16 protein-coding genes are annotated in these 16,143 nt (G+C 51.8%); 2 read left to right on the top strand and 14 right to left on the bottom strand.

What is annotated here, in order from left to right; all coding sequences use genetic code 11:
* The coding region (locus RJ38_RS02125) for a hypothetical protein (protein WP_238321627.1) at positions 1 to 332 on the top strand (332 nt) is incomplete at its 5' end.
* A 294-nt stretch (positions 333 to 626) separates the two neighbouring features.
* Here the strand turns inward: RJ38_RS02125 and folD are convergent.
* The 3 genes from folD to RJ38_RS02110 all read right to left on the bottom strand — a co-directional run bounded on the left by folD (position 627) and on the right by RJ38_RS02110 (position 3,974).
* Complete coding sequence (gene folD / locus RJ38_RS02120) at positions 627 to 1,529, bottom strand: bifunctional methylenetetrahydrofolate dehydrogenase/methenyltetrahydrofolate cyclohydrolase FolD (RefSeq protein ID WP_039017256.1); 903 nt, start codon at positions 1,527 to 1,529, stop codon at positions 627 to 629.
* 71 nt (positions 1,530 to 1,600) lie between these two features.
* On the bottom strand, positions 1,601 to 3,277 hold the full coding sequence (locus tag RJ38_RS02115) for a formate--tetrahydrofolate ligase (protein WP_039017255.1): 1,677 nt from the start codon (positions 3,275 to 3,277) through the stop codon (positions 1,601 to 1,603).
* A 118-nt stretch (positions 3,278 to 3,395) separates the two neighbouring features.
* Positions 3,396 to 3,974 carry an MOSC domain-containing protein gene (locus tag RJ38_RS02110; protein ID WP_039017279.1) on the bottom strand — a complete coding sequence of 193 codons (579 nt, stop codon included), beginning with the start codon at positions 3,972 to 3,974 and terminating at the stop codon, positions 3,396 to 3,398.
* A gap of 374 nt (positions 3,975 to 4,348) precedes the next feature.
* Between RJ38_RS02110 and RJ38_RS02105 the strand changes: the two genes are divergently transcribed.
* The gene (locus tag RJ38_RS02105) at positions 4,349 to 4,876 is read left to right on the top strand and encodes a hypothetical protein (protein ID WP_156121723.1); all 528 of its coding nucleotides are present in this window, start codon (positions 4,349 to 4,351) and stop codon (positions 4,874 to 4,876) included.
* Positions 4,877 to 4,930: 54 nt separating this feature from the next.
* Here RJ38_RS02105 and ftsH read toward each other — a convergent pair whose 3' ends face one another.
* From ftsH to RJ38_RS02050, 11 genes are all read right to left on the bottom strand, one after another.
* Positions 4,931 to 6,871 (bottom strand): ATP-dependent zinc metalloprotease FtsH, encoded by a 1,941-nt coding sequence (gene ftsH / locus RJ38_RS02100; RefSeq protein ID WP_039017253.1) that lies wholly within the window; start codon positions 6,869 to 6,871, stop codon positions 4,931 to 4,933.
* 79 nt (positions 6,872 to 6,950) lie between these two features.
* Positions 6,951 to 8,210 carry a tRNA lysidine(34) synthetase TilS gene (gene tilS / locus RJ38_RS02095; RefSeq protein ID WP_238321626.1) on the bottom strand — a complete coding sequence of 420 codons (1,260 nt, stop codon included), beginning with the start codon at positions 8,208 to 8,210 and terminating at the stop codon, positions 6,951 to 6,953.
* Between the two features lie 45 nt (positions 8,211 to 8,255).
* The gene (gene ybgF / locus RJ38_RS02090; RefSeq protein WP_039017252.1) at positions 8,256 to 9,092 is read right to left on the bottom strand and encodes a tol-pal system protein YbgF; all 837 of its coding nucleotides are present in this window, start codon (positions 9,090 to 9,092) and stop codon (positions 8,256 to 8,258) included.
* Positions 9,093 to 9,115: 23 nt separating this feature from the next.
* On the bottom strand, positions 9,116 to 9,634 hold the full coding sequence (pal, locus tag RJ38_RS02085) for a peptidoglycan-associated lipoprotein Pal (protein ID WP_039017277.1): 519 nt from the start codon (positions 9,632 to 9,634) through the stop codon (positions 9,116 to 9,118).
* Positions 9,635 to 9,731: 97 nt separating this feature from the next.
* Complete coding sequence (gene tolB, locus RJ38_RS02080; RefSeq protein WP_420319407.1) at positions 9,732 to 11,054, bottom strand: Tol-Pal system beta propeller repeat protein TolB; 1,323 nt, start codon at positions 11,052 to 11,054, stop codon at positions 9,732 to 9,734.
* A 135-nt stretch (positions 11,055 to 11,189) separates the two neighbouring features.
* Positions 11,190 to 12,188 (bottom strand): cell envelope biogenesis protein TolA, encoded by a 999-nt coding sequence (locus tag RJ38_RS02075; RefSeq protein WP_156121722.1) that lies wholly within the window; start codon positions 12,186 to 12,188, stop codon positions 11,190 to 11,192.
* An 81-nt stretch (positions 12,189 to 12,269) separates the two neighbouring features.
* The gene (locus RJ38_RS02070) at positions 12,270 to 12,752 is read right to left on the bottom strand and encodes an ExbD/TolR family protein (RefSeq protein WP_039017249.1); all 483 of its coding nucleotides are present in this window, start codon (positions 12,750 to 12,752) and stop codon (positions 12,270 to 12,272) included.
* Positions 12,753 to 13,448, bottom strand: a complete 696-nt coding sequence (gene tolQ, locus RJ38_RS02065) for a protein TolQ (protein ID WP_039017248.1) — start codon at positions 13,446 to 13,448, stop codon at positions 12,753 to 12,755. It lies immediately after the preceding gene.
* A 176-nt stretch (positions 13,449 to 13,624) separates the two neighbouring features.
* Positions 13,625 to 14,002: a tol-pal system-associated acyl-CoA thioesterase gene (ybgC, locus tag RJ38_RS02060; protein WP_039017247.1), complete on the bottom strand. Its 378-nt coding sequence runs from the start codon at positions 14,000 to 14,002 to the stop codon at positions 13,625 to 13,627.
* Entirely contained in the window at positions 13,999 to 14,637 is a 639-nt protein-coding gene (locus tag RJ38_RS02055; protein WP_039017276.1) for a hypothetical protein, read from the bottom strand. The genes ybgC and RJ38_RS02055 overlap by 4 nt, the downstream gene beginning before the upstream one ends.
* Before the next feature lie 156 nt (positions 14,638 to 14,793).
* Complete coding sequence (locus RJ38_RS02050) at positions 14,794 to 16,059, bottom strand: PAS domain-containing protein (RefSeq protein ID WP_052245134.1); 1,266 nt, start codon at positions 16,057 to 16,059, stop codon at positions 14,794 to 14,796.
* Positions 16,060 to 16,143 lie beyond the last annotated feature (84 nt).

The following is a 16,143-nucleotide window of genomic DNA, read 5'->3' as shown; positions in this document are numbered from 1 at the left end:
GACCCGTTAGGAATATGAAAATGAAAACTGTAATCGCATCCATCCTGGCCCTGACTGTTGCTGCTCCTGCTTTTGCTGGTGCCAAAGACGTCGAAGCACACTTCGCACAAGACAACACAGGCATCGAAGCCGTTGTTCTGGAAAGCCACACACCAATCACTTCGGAAGCCGTTGAAATCTTTGAAAACCTCGCAGCTGAGGCCGGCACTGGCATCGAAACACAATCAAACCCAGCTGTAGGCGTGACTGCGTCTTCTAACGGTGGCGTGAACCCAGTTGCCGCAGCTTGGTTCGCAAGCCAATTGGCATCTGAAGACGCATCAGACAAATAAGTCGACCCAATTTTGAAATTGAAAAGCCTCGGGGATCACTCCTCGGGGCTTTTTTGGTTCAAGCGGGTTTTCTAGTTTTCTAGTTTTCTAGTTTTCTAGTTTTCTAGTTTTCTAGTTTTCTAGTTTTCTAGTTTTCTAGTTTTCTAGTTTTCTAGTTTTCTAGTTTTCTAGTTTTCTAGTTTTCTAGTTTTCTAGTTTTCTAGTTTTCTAGTGAATGTTCCGAATTCAGGAATATTTCAATAAAAAACGCCCCCGAAAATCAAGGGCGTTTTCTTAGTTTAAGCCACCGTTAGCTTATGCTGTCAGGCCCTCAGGCTCTTCCAGACCATTCGCACGGCAACACGCGGTTAAGGTGTTCGCCAGTAGACACGCGATGGTCATGGGGCCAACGCCGCCAGGAACCGGGGTGATTGCGCCCGCGCGTTCGGAACATGTCGCGAAATCAGCGTCGCCCACCAAGCGGTGTTTGCCTTCGCCTTTTTCCGGTGCAGGAATACGGTTGATGCCAACGTCAATCACGGTAGCACCTTCTTTGATCCAGTCACCAGGCACCATTTCAGGACGGCCAACAGCGGCAACAACAATGTCAGCGCGACGCACGACTTCTGGCAGATCTTTGGTGCGCGAATGCGCGATTGTAACAGTACAGCTATCACCCAAAAGAAGTTGCGCCATTGGTTTGCCAACGATGTTGGAACGGCCAATCACAACGGCATTCATGCCGGACAGCGAACCATGGTGATCACGCAGCATCATCAAGCAGCCAAGCGGCGTACAAGGCACCATTGATTTTTGACCGGTGCTGAGCATCCCAACATTGGAAATGTGGAAACCATCAACGTCCTTGGACGGATCAATAGAATTGATCACGAGATCTTCGTTCAGGTGCTTTGGCAGGGGCAGTTGCACAAGGATACCATGAATGCTGTCGTCGTTGTTTAGCTGATCAATCACTGCCAAAAGATCGGCTTCGGATGTCTCAACGTCAAGCTTATGCTCAACGGATTTCATGCCAACTTCGGTGGTTTGTTTGCCCTTAGAGCGCACGTAAACTTGGCTTGCTGGATCTTCGCCAACCAAGACCACAGCCAGACCAGGCGTGATATTGTGATCGGTTTTCAGTTTGGTCACATGTGCTGCGACTTTTTCGCGAACTGTACCCGCGAAAGCTTTGCCATCAATGATTTGTGCGCTCATCTTTTATCTCTCTCTGTCATAGCGAAAGGCGGCCCTTGTTAGGGCCGCCTTATTATTCGTTTCAGATCTGTTTAGAACAAACCTTCGATTTGGCCACCATCATTCAGATGGATCGATTTCGCCGCTGGGTTACGAGGCAGACCAGGCATGGTCATGATGTCACCGCAAACAACCACTATGAAACCAGCACCGGCAGACAGACGCACTTCACGTACAGGCACAGAGTGACCTGTTGGTGCGCCGCGCTGTGTCGGATCAGTGGAGAAGCTGTACTGGGTTTTTGCCATACAAACTGGCAGATTGCCGTAGCCCTGCTCTTCCCAAATCTTCAGTTGATCGCGGATCTTTTTATCAGCGATAACTTCGTCAGCGTGGTAGATGCGTTTTGCAACTGTTTCGACTTTTTCGAACAGTGACATTTCATCTGGGTACAGAGGCGCGAACTGGCTGATGCCAGAATCTGCGATTTCTGCAACACGTGTCGCGAGGGCCTCGGACCCTTTTGAACCATGCTCCCAGTGCTGGGACAAGATCGCTTCGGACCCTTGGCTTTCAACGTAATCTTTAACAGCCTGAACTTCAGCATCTGTGTCAGTGACGAAGTGGTTTATCGCAACAACAACTGGAACACCGAAGGATTTCAGGTTGCCGATATGACGACCAAGGTTTGCACAACCGTCGTTTACAGCCGCAACATTTTCGCCACCAAGATCAGCTTTTGCAACGCCACCGTTCATTTTCATCGCACGCACAGTCGCAACCAGCACAACACAATCAGGTGCAAGGCCAGCTTTACGGCATTTGATGTTCATGAACTTTTCAGCACCAAGATCAGCACCGAAACCAGCTTCTGTCACAACGTAATCCGCGATTTTCAGCGCAGTTGTTGTTGCGATAACAGAGTTACAGCCGTGTGCGATATTGGCGAATGGGCCACCGTGTACGAATGCTGGGTTGTTTTCCAGGGTTTGCACAAGGTTTGGCTGCATTGCGTCTTTCAGCAGAACAGTCATCGCACCATCTGCTTCGATATCGCGGCAGAAGACGGGGGAACGGTCACGACGGTAGGCAACAATGATGTCGCCTAGACGTTTCTGAAGATCTTGCAAATTGTTTGCAAGACACAGGATCGCCATAACTTCGGATGCAACAGTAATGTCAAAGCCAGTTTCACGTGGGAAACCGTTTGCAACGCCACCCAAGGACGCTGTGATCTGACGCAGGGCGCGATCATTCATGTCAACAACGCGACGCCAAGCAACACGACGAACGTCGATCTCAAGCTCATTGCCCCAGTAGATGTGGTTGTCGATCATGGCAGACAGCAAAGAATGCGCAGAGGTGATCGCGTGGAAGTCACCTGTGAAGTGCAGGTTCATGTCTTCCATTGGAACGATCTGTGCATAACCGCCACCAGCAGCACCACCCTTCATGCCGAAGTTTGGCCCGAGAGACGCCTCACGGATACAAACAGCGGCTTTTTTGCCGATACGGTTCAGACCGTCACCCAGACCAACAGTGGTCGTGGTTTTGCCTTCACCCGCAGGGGTTGGGTTGATCGCAGTCACCAGGATCAGTTTGCCGTTTTTGTTGCCTTGAACAGAGTTAATGAACTCTTGGCTCACTTTGGCTTTGTCGTGGCCGTATGGCAGCAAATCTTTGCTTTCAATGCCAAGTTTTGCACCAATTTCTTGAATTGGGAGCTTGTTGGCTTCGCGTGCAATCTCAATATCGGTTTTATAGCTCATGTCATTTTCCCCTGGGAAGTGCGCTAAAGGATTTCGTCTCTGATTGCATACAATTGAACGCCAAACAGCAAGGGTGTTTTTGCGACACATTCCTGCCCTGAATCGTCGAAATACAGATTCATGGTGTCCATTGTCGTTGCGCTGGAACATGCAGTCGTAGAACATCGCCCACACGCAACATTCCTTCGCACAGAACCCAGGCTGTAATTCCGCGACGATCTTTTGCGGCGGGTTTGAAGGTTTTGCCCTTGTTAATATGGACAGATTCGATGGGCTTTCCAGGGAAGACACAGGGTAAATTGATGACGTCGACAACCAGAGTTGTGCCGTTTTCGGCAATCAGACGAGATGACGGCGGGATATGCGAAAAATCTGGAACACCATCGACCACAAGGTTCGCACCAATCAGCGCGGGATCCAAGGTTTCGATGTTCATTTCATCCGCCACACGCGCCAGTTCTTGGGCACAAAGCACTGTAAACTGGCGGGTATTTCGAATTGTGGTGCCGCGTGGGTGTTGGCCTTGGGTGCGTCCACAACTGGCGCGGGTGACGCCCATGTGGCTGTCGCCATTGATCCCGTCAAAGCCTGCAAACAAGCTGTCCTTAGCGACGCCTTGCAGGGTTTTCGCGCGATCCGGCATCAATCCAAGCCAGGTAATCTCACCGCTATAACCACTGTCGATATGCTCTGGCATGCCCGTCTCCCGAAAGAACTCCAGCGCCAAGATGCCGCGTATTTTTGCAATGCACAAGTCGTGCATATTCTATGCCTACGCCGCGCGTCGCGGGTAAAGAAAAATATAACCGATACGGGCGTGCCGAACCTCTAATTACGCAACGCTACGCCCTTTCTCCAAAGAGGTTACCGGAAGCCGTGAATAGCAGGCCTATAAAGACAGCAGTTACAGTACCAGTAATAGCAAGCAAGATGGCCTCCATTTCGGTGCCGGTCCATACGTAAGTTGAAAAAATGAAAACCTTAGCACTGGCAAAAGACCAACATTGATGCCAATGGCAAATCTATGTTTAATATACGAGTGTTTTGTAAAGTTACCAGAAAGAGAATTCCTTGAAAAAGAACGTTTGTTGTTTGATTTGTATCGCATCATTTCTAAGTTTGCCTACTCCGAGTGCCGCCCAGACTGTCGACGATTGCATGGTAGGACGCTGGTCGATCGATCATGGATCAATCACTTCACACTTCGTGATTGTGAATGGAGCTATTGGCGGAGGGGCAGCTGGTGACGCCGTTATGGAAATCGATGATGTAGGTGCCCTTGATTTTCATGTTAAGGACTTCCGGATTGCTTACGGAAATGCTGATCAATCTGAACATATGATTGTATTGTCTGGGGTCTCACGCAATTCTGTAGAAACAATTGATGGCACGATGTCGTCCAGTAATCAGGAGCTAGGAATTGAGGCACTGTCTGATTTTACGGAGAGGGGCGAATTTTCTCCATTTATCCCCAGTGAGTTTTTAGGCCTAGGGTTTTTGTCGGACCCAAGCGGAGAATATACTTGTGATGCAAAGTTCCTTACGTTGTTGAATGCTCGCGAGGGCGGAATACCGGTACTTTGGCGGCGGCTTCCCTAAAACAAAAGCCCGGATGTTTCCATCCGGGCTTTTGTTTGTTCAATCAGTCAGCTGTTACGCAGAGGGTTCTGGTTCCATACCATTGTCACCATCATCCGCTTTTGGCTTTGCGCGGGTTTTGGGGATGGCTGTGACAGAGGCTTCTTCTTTTTCAGATGCCCCGCCTTCTTCGTCATCATTGTCGAATGGGTTTTCGCCTTTCATGACTTTTTGGATTTCCTCGCCGGTCAGCGTTTCATATTCCAAAAGGCCCTTTGCAAGACGCTCGAATTCGACTTCTTTTTCTTTGATGATCTTGAACGCGACTTCGTAACCTTCGTCGATGAAACGCTTCACTTCCGCTTCGATCAACTCTTTGGTTTTCGCCGAAATCGAGAACCCGCCTGCCCCACCATTGTTGGCATAACCGGCCGCAGCTTCTTGATAATCGATATTACCGACCTTGTCCGACATGCCCCATTGCATCACCATCGCACGCGCCATAGCCGACGCTTGCTGGATATCACCAGACGGGCCGCTGGAAACGAAGTCTGCGCCAAACTTAAAGATTTCAGCCGCTTTACCGCCCATAGTCATGGCAATTTTTTGGTGGCCTTCATCTTTGAAGAATTGCAGACGATCCATTTCAGGCAGACTCATGACCATGCCCAAAGCACCACCACGCGGAATGATTGTCGCTTTATAAACCGGATCACATTTCGGCAGATTCATGCCAACAATGGCGTGGCCTGCTTCGTGGTAAGCAGTTTTTTCTTTTTGATCATCGGTCAAAACCATAGAGCGGCGTTCAGACCCCATCATGATTTTGTCTTTGGCGTTTTCAAAATCCACCATGGTGACAAAACGACGGCCAACGCGCGCAGCGGTCAAAGCGGCCTCATTCACTAGGTTCGCAAGATCTGCACCAGACATGCCAGGGCAGCCACGTGCGATAATGCGCAGATCAACATCTGGGCCAAGTGGTGTTTTGCGCGCATGCACATCAAGCACCTTTTCGCGACCTTTGATATCTGGCAGTGGCACAGTCACCTGACGATCAAAACGACCAGGACGCAACAGAGCAGGATCAAGAACATCTTTGCGGTTGGTCGCCGCAACGATAATCACGCCTTCATTGGATTCAAAGCCATCCATTTCAACCAGCAATTGGTTCAATGTCTGTTCGCGTTCATCATTACCACCGCCATGGCCTGCACCACGGTGACGGCCAACGGCGTCGATTTCATCGATAAAGACGATACAAGGCGCGTTTTTCTTGGCTTGTTCAAACATGTCACGCACACGGGATGCGCCCACACCAACGAACATTTCAACAAAGTCAGACCCGGAGATCGTAAAGAATGGCACACCAGCTTCGCCCGCGATTGCACGCGCCAACAAGGTTTTACCCGTACCAGGTGAACCGACAAGCAGCGCACCTTTCGGAATTTTACCACCGAGTCGCGAGAATTTCTGCGGATTGCGCAAGAATTCGACGACTTCTTCGAGTTCTTCCTTGGCCTCATCGATGCCAGCGACGTCGTCAAAGGTCACACGACCGGAGGATTCGGTGAGCATTTTGGCACGTGATTTGCCGAAGCCCATCGCCCCACCTTTGCCGCCGCCTTGCATCCGATTCATCATAAAGAACCAGAAACCGATCAGAATCAAAACGGGTAGAAGCAGCGACAGCAGCGAGAAAAATCCGCTTTCTTCGCGGGTTTTGGCAGAAACCTGCACACCCATCTCTACCAGCATGTTGCTGAGATCACTGGTATATTCCGCGCCTGTTGGCACAATGGTCACTTGTTCAGCACCGTCAGAACCTCGGAAGGTTGCGTTCTCGCCATCCAGTTCAACACTGGTGACAGAGCCTGCTTCGACTTGGTTCAGGAACTCGGAATAAGGTACGGCTGTAGAATTGCCGGCCCCAGAGCCACTGCTGAATACATTGAAAAGGGTCATGACGAGCACAATCAGCACGACCCAGAAAGCGATATTTCTCGCGTTGCCCACGGGCATCTCCTCAGATTCGTTCAGGGCCAGTCATAACGTGATCGGCCCACATTTAAAATAGGTGGCCTCGCCCTGATCTTCAATGAGATACGAGAGAGTTAAAGAAATCCTTTTCGCCGCAGGCATTTTCAGCGTTCCAGCCGTTATTTAACCCGGCAATTGGTGCCGCAAGCAAGGCGTCGCCACGAAATGCCGCCGGTGAAGCGATCATTGAGGCGCGCGAAAGGCCTGTTTCACGCCAATCAGGGCAAAGCGCCAATGCCTCCTCGCCCAATGCGCGGATGGTGACACCGGTTGTATCGCCCTCATCTGGGGTTAAACGCCACCGATTGTCCCAAAGTTCACCTGCTGCGGTTTGCAACCCAGCCACTGCGCTGAATTCACGGGAAATACGAATGCGGTCGTTCTCGATGGCAACCAGGCATCCACATAAAGTCGCGGTGCGTTCTTCCTTTATCGCCTTGAACAGGTTCATGATCTCGCGTTGACGTGGTCCGTAATCATTTGCAGACACCCACATCAGCGCATGGCGCAATAAGCGCCGACGGGTTTCAAAGTGACCGCGCATTAGGTTTTCTCGATGCAGCAACACATCACCTTCCTGCACCAAGGCCACATCACCCGCGAAATGCCAAACTTGCTGATTCAACGCGTGACGCGCATCCGCCATATTCCCAGCAAGGGTACACAATTTTTCCGCAGACACGCCAAGTGGCTTGAGGGCATCAAGGATATTGCGCGCCTTAATACGATCAAAACGTTCGTCTTCATTCGATGGATCATCGATCCACGCCTGTCCCAGTTCCTGCAAATAACTCCGCAACTCAGCACGGCGGGTCTGCAGAAGAGGGCGAAGCCAGGTCACGCCAAGATGATCCCGTTTCGGGGCCATCGCGGCGAGACCATCGACGCCCGCCGATCGAGCGATCTGCATCAAAACCGTTTCAGCCTGATCATCCGCCGTGTGACCAAGACACACGAGGTTCAGTTCCAGTCGATGCGCCCAATCCGCAATCAAACCATAGCGCGCGCGCCGGGCTTCATCTTGCAAGTTCCCCTGCCCGTCCCAATTCGACCAACGCGCAATTTCATGTGACACACCAAGATTGCCGCAGATCGCCGTAACACCGTCGGCCTCAGCGTCCGAACCCGAACGCAAACCGTGATCGACGCTCACGCAGTGAAGCTCAGCGCCATTTTCACGTGCATACCCAACCGCCAAATGCAAAAGCGCAAGGGAATCTCCACCCCCGGAACAGGCCACACCAATACGCCCCGGCGCTTCTGACGTCAGGGCGGAATTGAATTGAAACTTTAGAAAATCACTGTCAGCGCTCACGGCAAACCCCATCGTCTTTTGACAGGGTTTACCGCGCGGATTGCTTTACAGGCAACCCATGTTCTGACCCGCGCTTTGCGCATCGGATGTTACAGCAGAATTTGGGAACCGTACGCCGACCTGTTCAAACATTTGACAGGCCTCTGCTTGTTGACCGAGATCTCGCAAAGTTGTGCCTACTTTATACAAAGACTGCGGTGCAATATCCCCATCCGGGGCTGAACTGAACGCATCCAAATAAGCCCGTGCGGCCGGGCGTGTATCACCCAGTTTTTCATAGGCGTCGCCTTGCATGAAATACGCCTGTGCTGACAATGGGCTACCGGGATAATTCTGAACGAATTCCCCCAATTGTTGGGTCGCCCCCGTGTAGTCACCGCCCTCAACAGAATCTTGAGCCGCCTCAAAATCGGCTTTTTCGCCGACTGCCAATTCCAGCCCATCGTTACGGGTTGGGGTTAGAACCACCGAAGGGGCAGCGGCTGTGTCGACATTGCCCAAAGTGGTGCTATCCGACAAAGACCCTAGGTCGCAATTCGCTTCCAGCTCACAAAGGCGGAATTCAAGATCACCAATTTGGTTGCCTCCGACTTTGGCGATCTGATTGATCTTATATTCCATTTCTTCGGTGCGCGCTGTGAGGCGTTGCAACGAGGCTTCCATCGCATCAATGCGTTCAAGCGGGGAATTTCCGCCGAGGTTGCTGCTGGGGGCACCCGTTGTTGAAAGTTCACGCTTTAGACGTTGTACTTCGACATAAAGCACCGACATTTCTTGGCGAATATCTGCAAGGGTTTGGTCGCGATCCTGAGCCTGCACCGCCAAAGGCGACACAGAAACCATCAGCGCTAAAACGCCCGCAGCAAAGGTGAAACGAAACATATCAGTCTTCCTTATCTTTACAATCAGCTTGTAGGAATGCCAGCGCCAACAACCGTCACCGAACGACGGTTTTGGGAATAGCAGCTTTCGGAAGAACAAATCTCAATTGGGCGTTCTTTGCCGAAGGACACTGTATTCACCCGCGCCGAAGACACGCCTTGTGACACGAGGTATTCGCTGACCGCATTCGCCCGGCGCGCGCCAAGCGCAAGGTTGTACTCACGTGTGCCCTGCTCATCTGCGTGGCCTTCAACGCGTGCCGTATATTCGGGATTTTGCGACAGCCACTGCGCTTGGCCTGCAAGTACACTGCGCCCTTGGTCCGTCAAAGTCGATTGGTTCACCAAGAACAACACGCGATCACCAACGGTTTGCTGGAAATAGGCCACAGAATGCGGATCATTTACGCTGCCCGCAACGATGCCGCCATTGCCTGCACCATTCGTGCCCCCATTGCCGCCGTTGCCAAATCGGTCTGCATTGGAACAGGCGGATAATGCGCCAGCCACGAGCAGCAGTGCTGCAGTCTTCTTCATATTCATCATGATCTTCGCCTCTGTATCTGTGGCTGACTGCAGTGTCAGCGGTATATTTATTCTACTTTTCGTCATTATAGCATTTGCTAGGTCACTTGGAAACTTACGGAAGCAGCGGCGACCAAGCGGGATCGGAACCGGAACCTTCTGTGTTTACCCGGCGCAGGTTGCGCCCAGAAATATCAACTGAATAAAGGGATGCCTGCCCCTCCGCACCGGATGTTTCACGCATAAACATGATCACACGACCATTGGGGGACCAGGTTGGGCCTTCATCAAGGAACGACACGGTCAACAACCGTTCCTCGGACCCATCTGTGCGCATAACACCAATGTGGAAACGCCCATCGTTTTGCTTGGTGAACGCAACCAGATCACCACGCGGAGACCAAACAGGCGTGCCATAGCGACCATTGCCAAAACTGATCCGGCGCGCCTCGCCACCAGAAGCGGACATCACATAGAGTTGCGGCGATCCAGACCGATCACTTTCAAACACAATCTGAGACCCATCAGGCGAGAAGCTGGGGGATGTTTCGATCGAAGGCGAAGACGTCAAACGTGCTCTCGCACCGGTGCGCAGGTCAACGGTAAAGATGTCAGTGTTGCCACCTGTCGACGACGAGAAAACAACAGTGTTGCCATTGGGCCCAAAGCGCGGTGCGAAAGTCATCGCACCGTCTTGCCCACCAAGTGCGCGGCGTTGTACGGATCCCACATCCAACAAAAACACTTGTGGCGTCCCCGTTTCATAAGATGTGTACAGCACGCGGTCGCCCGTTGGTGAAAAGCGCGGCGCAAGAACGATGTCGGAACTGTCGGTCAGATACTGCAGGTTGGCACCGTCATAATCCATCACGGCCAAACGTTTGCGGCGATTATCTTTGGGGCCGGCTTCAGACACATAAACGACGCGGCTGTCGAAATATGCTCCCTCGCCCGTGATGCGCGAATAAACAGTATCTGCAACTTTATGCGCCAAGCGACGCCACGATCCCGTGGTGCCACCCAATTGCAGACCACTACCTAATTCGGCACCCGTTGCGATGTCATAAACACGGAATTTCACGTTGACGCCACCATCATCGGTGACGGTCACGGCACCGGAAATCAAACCTTCAACGTTGATCGCGCGCCAATCGGCGTATTGGACCGGAGCTTCGAAACTGGTGATGTTGCTGATGAATGCATCTTGGCTGACCTGCCGAAACAGACCAGTTCCAACCAAATCGGCTGCAACCACTTGGGCGATCTGTTGGGCGTATTCATTCGCTGCGCTATTCTCAGCGACAAAGGACGGAACCGCCAACGGAACAGGTTCGACCCGAGGATTGCTAAGATCAATCACCAAACGTTCGGCGTGGGCCGCAGAAACAGTGACCGCCAAAATCAAAAATGCAAACAAACGTGTGATTATTCTACTCATATAAGTCATCTCAGTCCCATTCTTTCCGGGCCAATTCTCGCCGGGTTGGTGATAATTTCAAGGCGCACCGGCCCAAAGGCCCTACGGCGGCGGTTTCCGGCCAATCAACGCCGGTCATATTTTTGCTGAGACGCATTATCGTTGCATCCCACTTGCATCAAAGTTCGCTTCGATGTCACGCCAATGATCAAATTTCTCTGCGGGCATGTCATAGCCACGGGCCCCACAGCGCAGAATTGCGCGACGTGCAGCAGAAAAGGCAATATTGGCAGTCGCGCGATCACCGTTTTCCCAAGATGCTAAAACAACGTCACCTGCAACTTTTCCTTCGCGATTCAGAGAGAAATGCACCTTGATGATGACCCGTTCCGCAGCAGATGAAATCGCTCCAGTGTTCCAACAGTTATGAACCTGACGACGTAACCCGTCACGTTCACCTGAGGTCAGCGGCGGGCCAGATGGGCCAGCAGGCGTTTCATTTGCAACCGTAACCGCATTGTTTATTACATCCGCCAGAGGATCTGCCGTTTCGGTCGATTGTGTGGTTTGCACTGTTTCCTGAGCGGGCTCTGGCGTTGGCACAGGGCGTGCGGGACGCAATTGCGGAACCCGAGATGTCACGGGCGCATAGCTTGGGGCTTCGACCTGTTCAGGCACAATTTCGTCGCCCCCGTTTTCCACGGTCGTGGCCTCAGTTGGCGTTACTTCTTCTATTATTTCAGCAGGTTCTGGTGTCTCAACCAACTGTTCTGTCACTTCGGGTGCTATTTCCACCTCGGGCTCAGGTTCGACCACGGGTGTAGGCGCGATGATCTCATTTGCTTCCGGGATCACAGTTTCGGCTGGCTCTGCCACCTGTGGCGTTTCAACCGGCTGTTCAGGCCCGGGCGAGACAGGGTTTGGTTCGGGCGCTGGGGGTTCAGGTGTTGGCTCGACCTCCGGCTCAATCACAGGTGCGGGCGTGGGTTCAGGGACTGGTTCGGGAATTGGGTCAGGTTCCGGGCGCGGGACTGGCGCAGGGCTTTCCACAGGGGCTGCAGGCGTGGCGTTGGCCTGATCTTGCAGCGCTTGAAAATCCGCTTCTGAGATAAATCCCACGTCAGTCATCTCAAATTCTGGCGCTGGCTCTGGCAAGAAAAACCCACCAAAAAGCAACCAAAAAATCAGAGCACCATGCCCCAGACCTGATATCCAATACCCGGTTCGCATGTCGAATTAACCACCCGATCCGTTCAAGGCAGGGCCGCCTGTGTCATGCACAAAACTGATCTCGTTAAAGCCACCAGCTTGTAAAGCCCCCATGATCTGCGCCACATCACCATAAGGCACCGCACTATCAGCACGCAAAAACACACGCTGACTTTCACGTTCTTCCGCGATGGCGCGCAGGCGTGTCATCAGATCATCACGCGGCACTTCTGACGTTTGTAACAACAGCAGCCCATCAAGAGTAAGCGTGATCGTCAGCGGTTCTTCTTGTTCCGTTGGCAAAGCGGATGCGGATGTTTCGGGCAATTGCACGGGCACGCCCACGGTCAACAAAGGGGCTGCGACCATGAAGATAATCAACAGCACCAACATGACATCCACGAAGGGCGTGACGTTGATCTCGCTCATCATGTGATTGCTGCCCCGACCTGAACGGCGACGGCGACGACCGCCCCCCCCTCCGCTAGATTTTACGACTCCAGCACCCATTTAACTGTCCAATTCACGAGATAGAATGGTTGCGAATTCATCGGCGAATGCCTCGTAACTTGCGATGATGCGATCACTGTCACTGGACAGTTTGTTGTAAAAGATAACGGCGGGGATCGCTGCCAGAAGACCCAGGCCGGTCGCCAAAAGTGCTTCTGCAATACCCGGAGCTACGACGGCCAGATTGGTATTTTGCTGCGCCGCGATTTCGATAAACGCATTCATAATGCCCATAACGGTGCCGAACAAACCAACAAACGGCGCGGTTGACCCCACCGTCGCAAGGAAGTTCAAACCAGAGGTCAGTTTTTCGCTTTCCTTGGCGATAGCCACATCCATGGAACGATCAATACGGGACTGCGCACCCGCGATGAAACCACCGTCCTGACGTAAATTGCGACGCCATTCGGTCATGCCGGCTGCAAAGACTTTTTGCGATGAACCCGCCGGAGTCGCCCCGATTTTATCGAAAAGTTCATCCAAAGGTTCGCCGGACCAAAATGCGCGATCAAACACGGCGGCCTCTGCCCGACTGTTACGATAAGCGATGATTTTTTGCACGATGATGGCCCAGCTCCAGAAGGAAGCCACGATCAGCATGATCATCACGAGTTTGACGGCCAAAGTTGCCCGTGCAAACAGCGCCCACAGCGAGAAATCAATCTCCTGCGCCGCAGAAAGAAGTTCTGTTTCCATATGCCTGCTCTTTTGTTGTGGCCATCTTTTGACGGCTCTGGTTGAGGAAAACCCTAATGCAGCGCAAAAAAAAAAGACAGGGGAAAGGCGCAGCACGTCACTCACCTTCGCATTAGGCGACGGATTTGGGGCGTAAATCTGTCAAAACGCAGCCAAACGCCCAAATATGAGTGTAATTATGCGCGAAAAGCTGCCGGAAGCCGTTGGGGCCGACCTGTTTCATCAAGACAAACAATCGTGACGCAAGCATCAAACAACAGAACTTCGCCACGCCAAACCTGCTGAGCCAAGGTCAAGCGGGCCGCGGTTGCATTGGTAATCTCAGTCGCAACACGCAGTTCATCATCATATTTTGCAGGCTGAATATAGTCAGCTTCAACCCGGGACACGGCAAAGACCAAACCCTGTGTTTTCATATCGACTTGGTCGATGCCAAGGGCGCGCACATATTCACTACGCGCGCGTTCAATGAACTTTAGGTAGTTGGCATAGTAAACGATGCCAGCCAAATCCGTATCTTCATAATAGACGCGCAGGGTAAATTGATGGCTCAATGTGCTTTCCCGATTGCAAGACCTAGACGGGCTGCCAAACGCAGGGCATGGCTGGTTTCACGTGCACTGGCGGGCATATTTACGTCATAAGCCGCCGTGATGACACCCGCGATTTCCGGTTTAAGGATAGTATTGCCATCGGGAAGGTTGGCCAATGGCGATGTATCATTGAACGCTTGATCGGACCAAAGGACAATCGCCTGCACCATCATGGATAACGCAATTGTTTCCGCAGGCAAATCCGCCAAAGTGTCATCCATGCGTACAAAAGCAAAACAGGCTTGAATCGCGTTATCATCATCAAAACGAAACGCGCGGTATTGACTTGCATTGGCCGCTTGCAGGCGCGCAACAACACTGGGCGAATCAGGGATCAGTTGATCCATGTTCGGGGTTTCCACCAGCTCAGCCCAATCCTGAATGAAAAACACCATCAGATTGGTGCCAAGTTCAGGGTCAGTCTCAGCCATTTGATGCCCTGCAATGGTTGTCACTGCTTCGATCGCACCCTTCAGAACTGAAACTGTCGCATCATCGACACCAAACACCACAGGCACGATCGGGCGCCCCCAACGCGCGAACACATAATCGCCATTGCCGCGCGTGAATAGCTTTTCGATGTCGTCCGATGTCATGGCGGTCCCCAAGTTGGCATTGCCCATTTTATGGCCAAAGACCTAAATGCAGCGCGCCTGGGGCTCAATCCCTGATTTTGCCTTTTCAGGGCTTTGTTGCATAAACTGAGCATCCGGTGGCGTTACCGTATTTCACCGAAATATCTTGTCGCTGCTTTAAGCTGTCACACTTACTTGCTTCTCATCACGTTCATTGATCAGGGTCTGAGCCAGAGATTGGATGCTGCGCCCCAAGTTTTCAATACTACCCAACTGGGCATTGATCGTACCCTGAAATGCCCCCAGCTGTTCGATGATGTCAGACAGGCTTTCGCCACCGCTGGGAAGGCGCGCACTTTCGATCTTGCACATCACGCGCGTCATACTAAGCCCTGAAATGTAACGTCGCATCACCGTAATTGCCGTCGCAATCCGTTCGGCTTCTTCTGCAATTTTGGTCATACCGCGATTGGCCGCGCGTGTTTGTTCAACAGCGAGGTGATATAGATTTTTTTGTTCACCCGCGACATCCGTCGATCCCAGTTGACGCCTTTCTTTTTCGAACTCCCCCGCAGCTTCTTGCAAAATTTGCGCAGTACAATTGAGAAACCAGCATTCGTCAATTGTATCGCGGATTTTTGCAAAGTCACTGCGCGGGTCAGCTACAAAATCGTTAAACCAGCCGGAAATTTCTTGCGACATCGCCCAGTAGTTTTGAGACAAAACACTGATCGCCCCCCCGGCCGCTTCTAACCGAGTTGCAATAACACGCAAATTTGTCGGAATAGTTCCGATCGCTTCAAAAGCCTGAGACAATCCCGCTGTTTCACTTTGTAGATCCGATGCAAAGTCCAACATCTGTTGGAAGCGCACTTTGCTGGTGTTGATCGGGCGTTTCATCACTTCATCGCGGCTGGACAATTCTTGCGCGAGAACCCGACTGCTGAACGCCGAATAGTCAACGAAGCCAAGTTTTTGTACTTCTGAGACAATGAAGGCTGCACTTTCCTCAGGTGTGAAATCGCCAGATTTTTCCTGCTCAAGCGCTTGCTCATACAGGTTTTGCGCCATCTCTAGCTTGTCAGTTGTCGGCTTGATCCGCACTGACAGATAGCCATCATTATAGGGCAAAACGACCGCGAAAACCCAATAATGTAGGTTATCTTTTGTGCGGTTCTTTACATATGCCCCCATGGGCTTGCCCGATTGAAGAGTTTCCCACAACAGATGGAAAATCCCCTTCGGCATGTCGTCATGTCGAATGATTTTATGGGGGGCACCGATCAATTCATCCCACGAATAATGTGAAATCTTCTGAAACAAGTGGTTACCCGTCAGAATGACACCCCGGTCATCCGTATGCGAAAAGAAGATTTCATTCGGTTTGAAAGGTGCTTCACCACTTTCGGGGCGAAAATTATCACGTTTTTCGACAAAACTCATGCGTAGGTACCCTGGCTCAATCTGCGTCCGCCCCATTTTGGAGCAGCTTCACATATCTTGTATCCAGAAGTTATTGCGGCAGGA

Source organism: Halocynthiibacter namhaensis, assembly GCF_000812685.1.
In the GTDB taxonomy this organism is placed as follows: Bacteria; Pseudomonadota; Alphaproteobacteria; order Rhodobacterales; family Rhodobacteraceae; genus Halocynthiibacter; species Halocynthiibacter namhaensis.
This window is presented reverse-complemented; position numbering and strand designations above follow the sequence as displayed.

Excerpts from the sequence above, each read along its gene's own strand:
- folD (WP_039017256.1), bottom strand. The coding sequence starts at position 1,529 with ATGAGCGCACAAATCATTGATGGCAAAGCTTTCGCGGGTACAGTTCGC.
- RJ38_RS02115 (WP_039017255.1), bottom strand. The coding sequence starts at position 3,277 with ATGAGCTATAAAACCGATATTGAGATTGCACGCGAAGCCAACAAGCTC.
- RJ38_RS02110 (WP_039017279.1), bottom strand. The coding sequence starts at position 3,974 with ATGCCAGAGCATATCGACAGTGGTTATAGCGGTGAGATTACCTGGCTT.
- ybgF (WP_039017252.1), bottom strand. The coding sequence starts at position 9,092 with ATGTTTCGTTTCACCTTTGCTGCGGGCGTTTTAGCGCTGATGGTTTCT.
- pal (WP_039017277.1), bottom strand. The coding sequence starts at position 9,634 with ATGAATATGAAGAAGACTGCAGCACTGCTGCTCGTGGCTGGCGCATTA.
- tolB (WP_420319407.1), bottom strand. The coding sequence starts at position 11,054 with ATGAGTAGAATAATCACACGTTTGTTTGCATTTTTGATTTTGGCGGTC.
- RJ38_RS02070 (WP_039017249.1), bottom strand. The coding sequence starts at position 12,752 with ATGGGTGCTGGAGTCGTAAAATCTAGCGGAGGGGGGGGCGGTCGTCGC.
- tolQ (WP_039017248.1), bottom strand. The coding sequence starts at position 13,448 with ATGGAAACAGAACTTCTTTCTGCGGCGCAGGAGATTGATTTCTCGCTG.
- RJ38_RS02055 (WP_039017276.1), bottom strand. The coding sequence starts at position 14,637 with ATGACATCGGACGACATCGAAAAGCTATTCACGCGCGGCAATGGCGAT.
- RJ38_RS02050 (WP_052245134.1), bottom strand. The coding sequence starts at position 16,059 with ATGAGTTTTGTCGAAAAACGTGATAATTTTCGCCCCGAAAGTGGTGAA.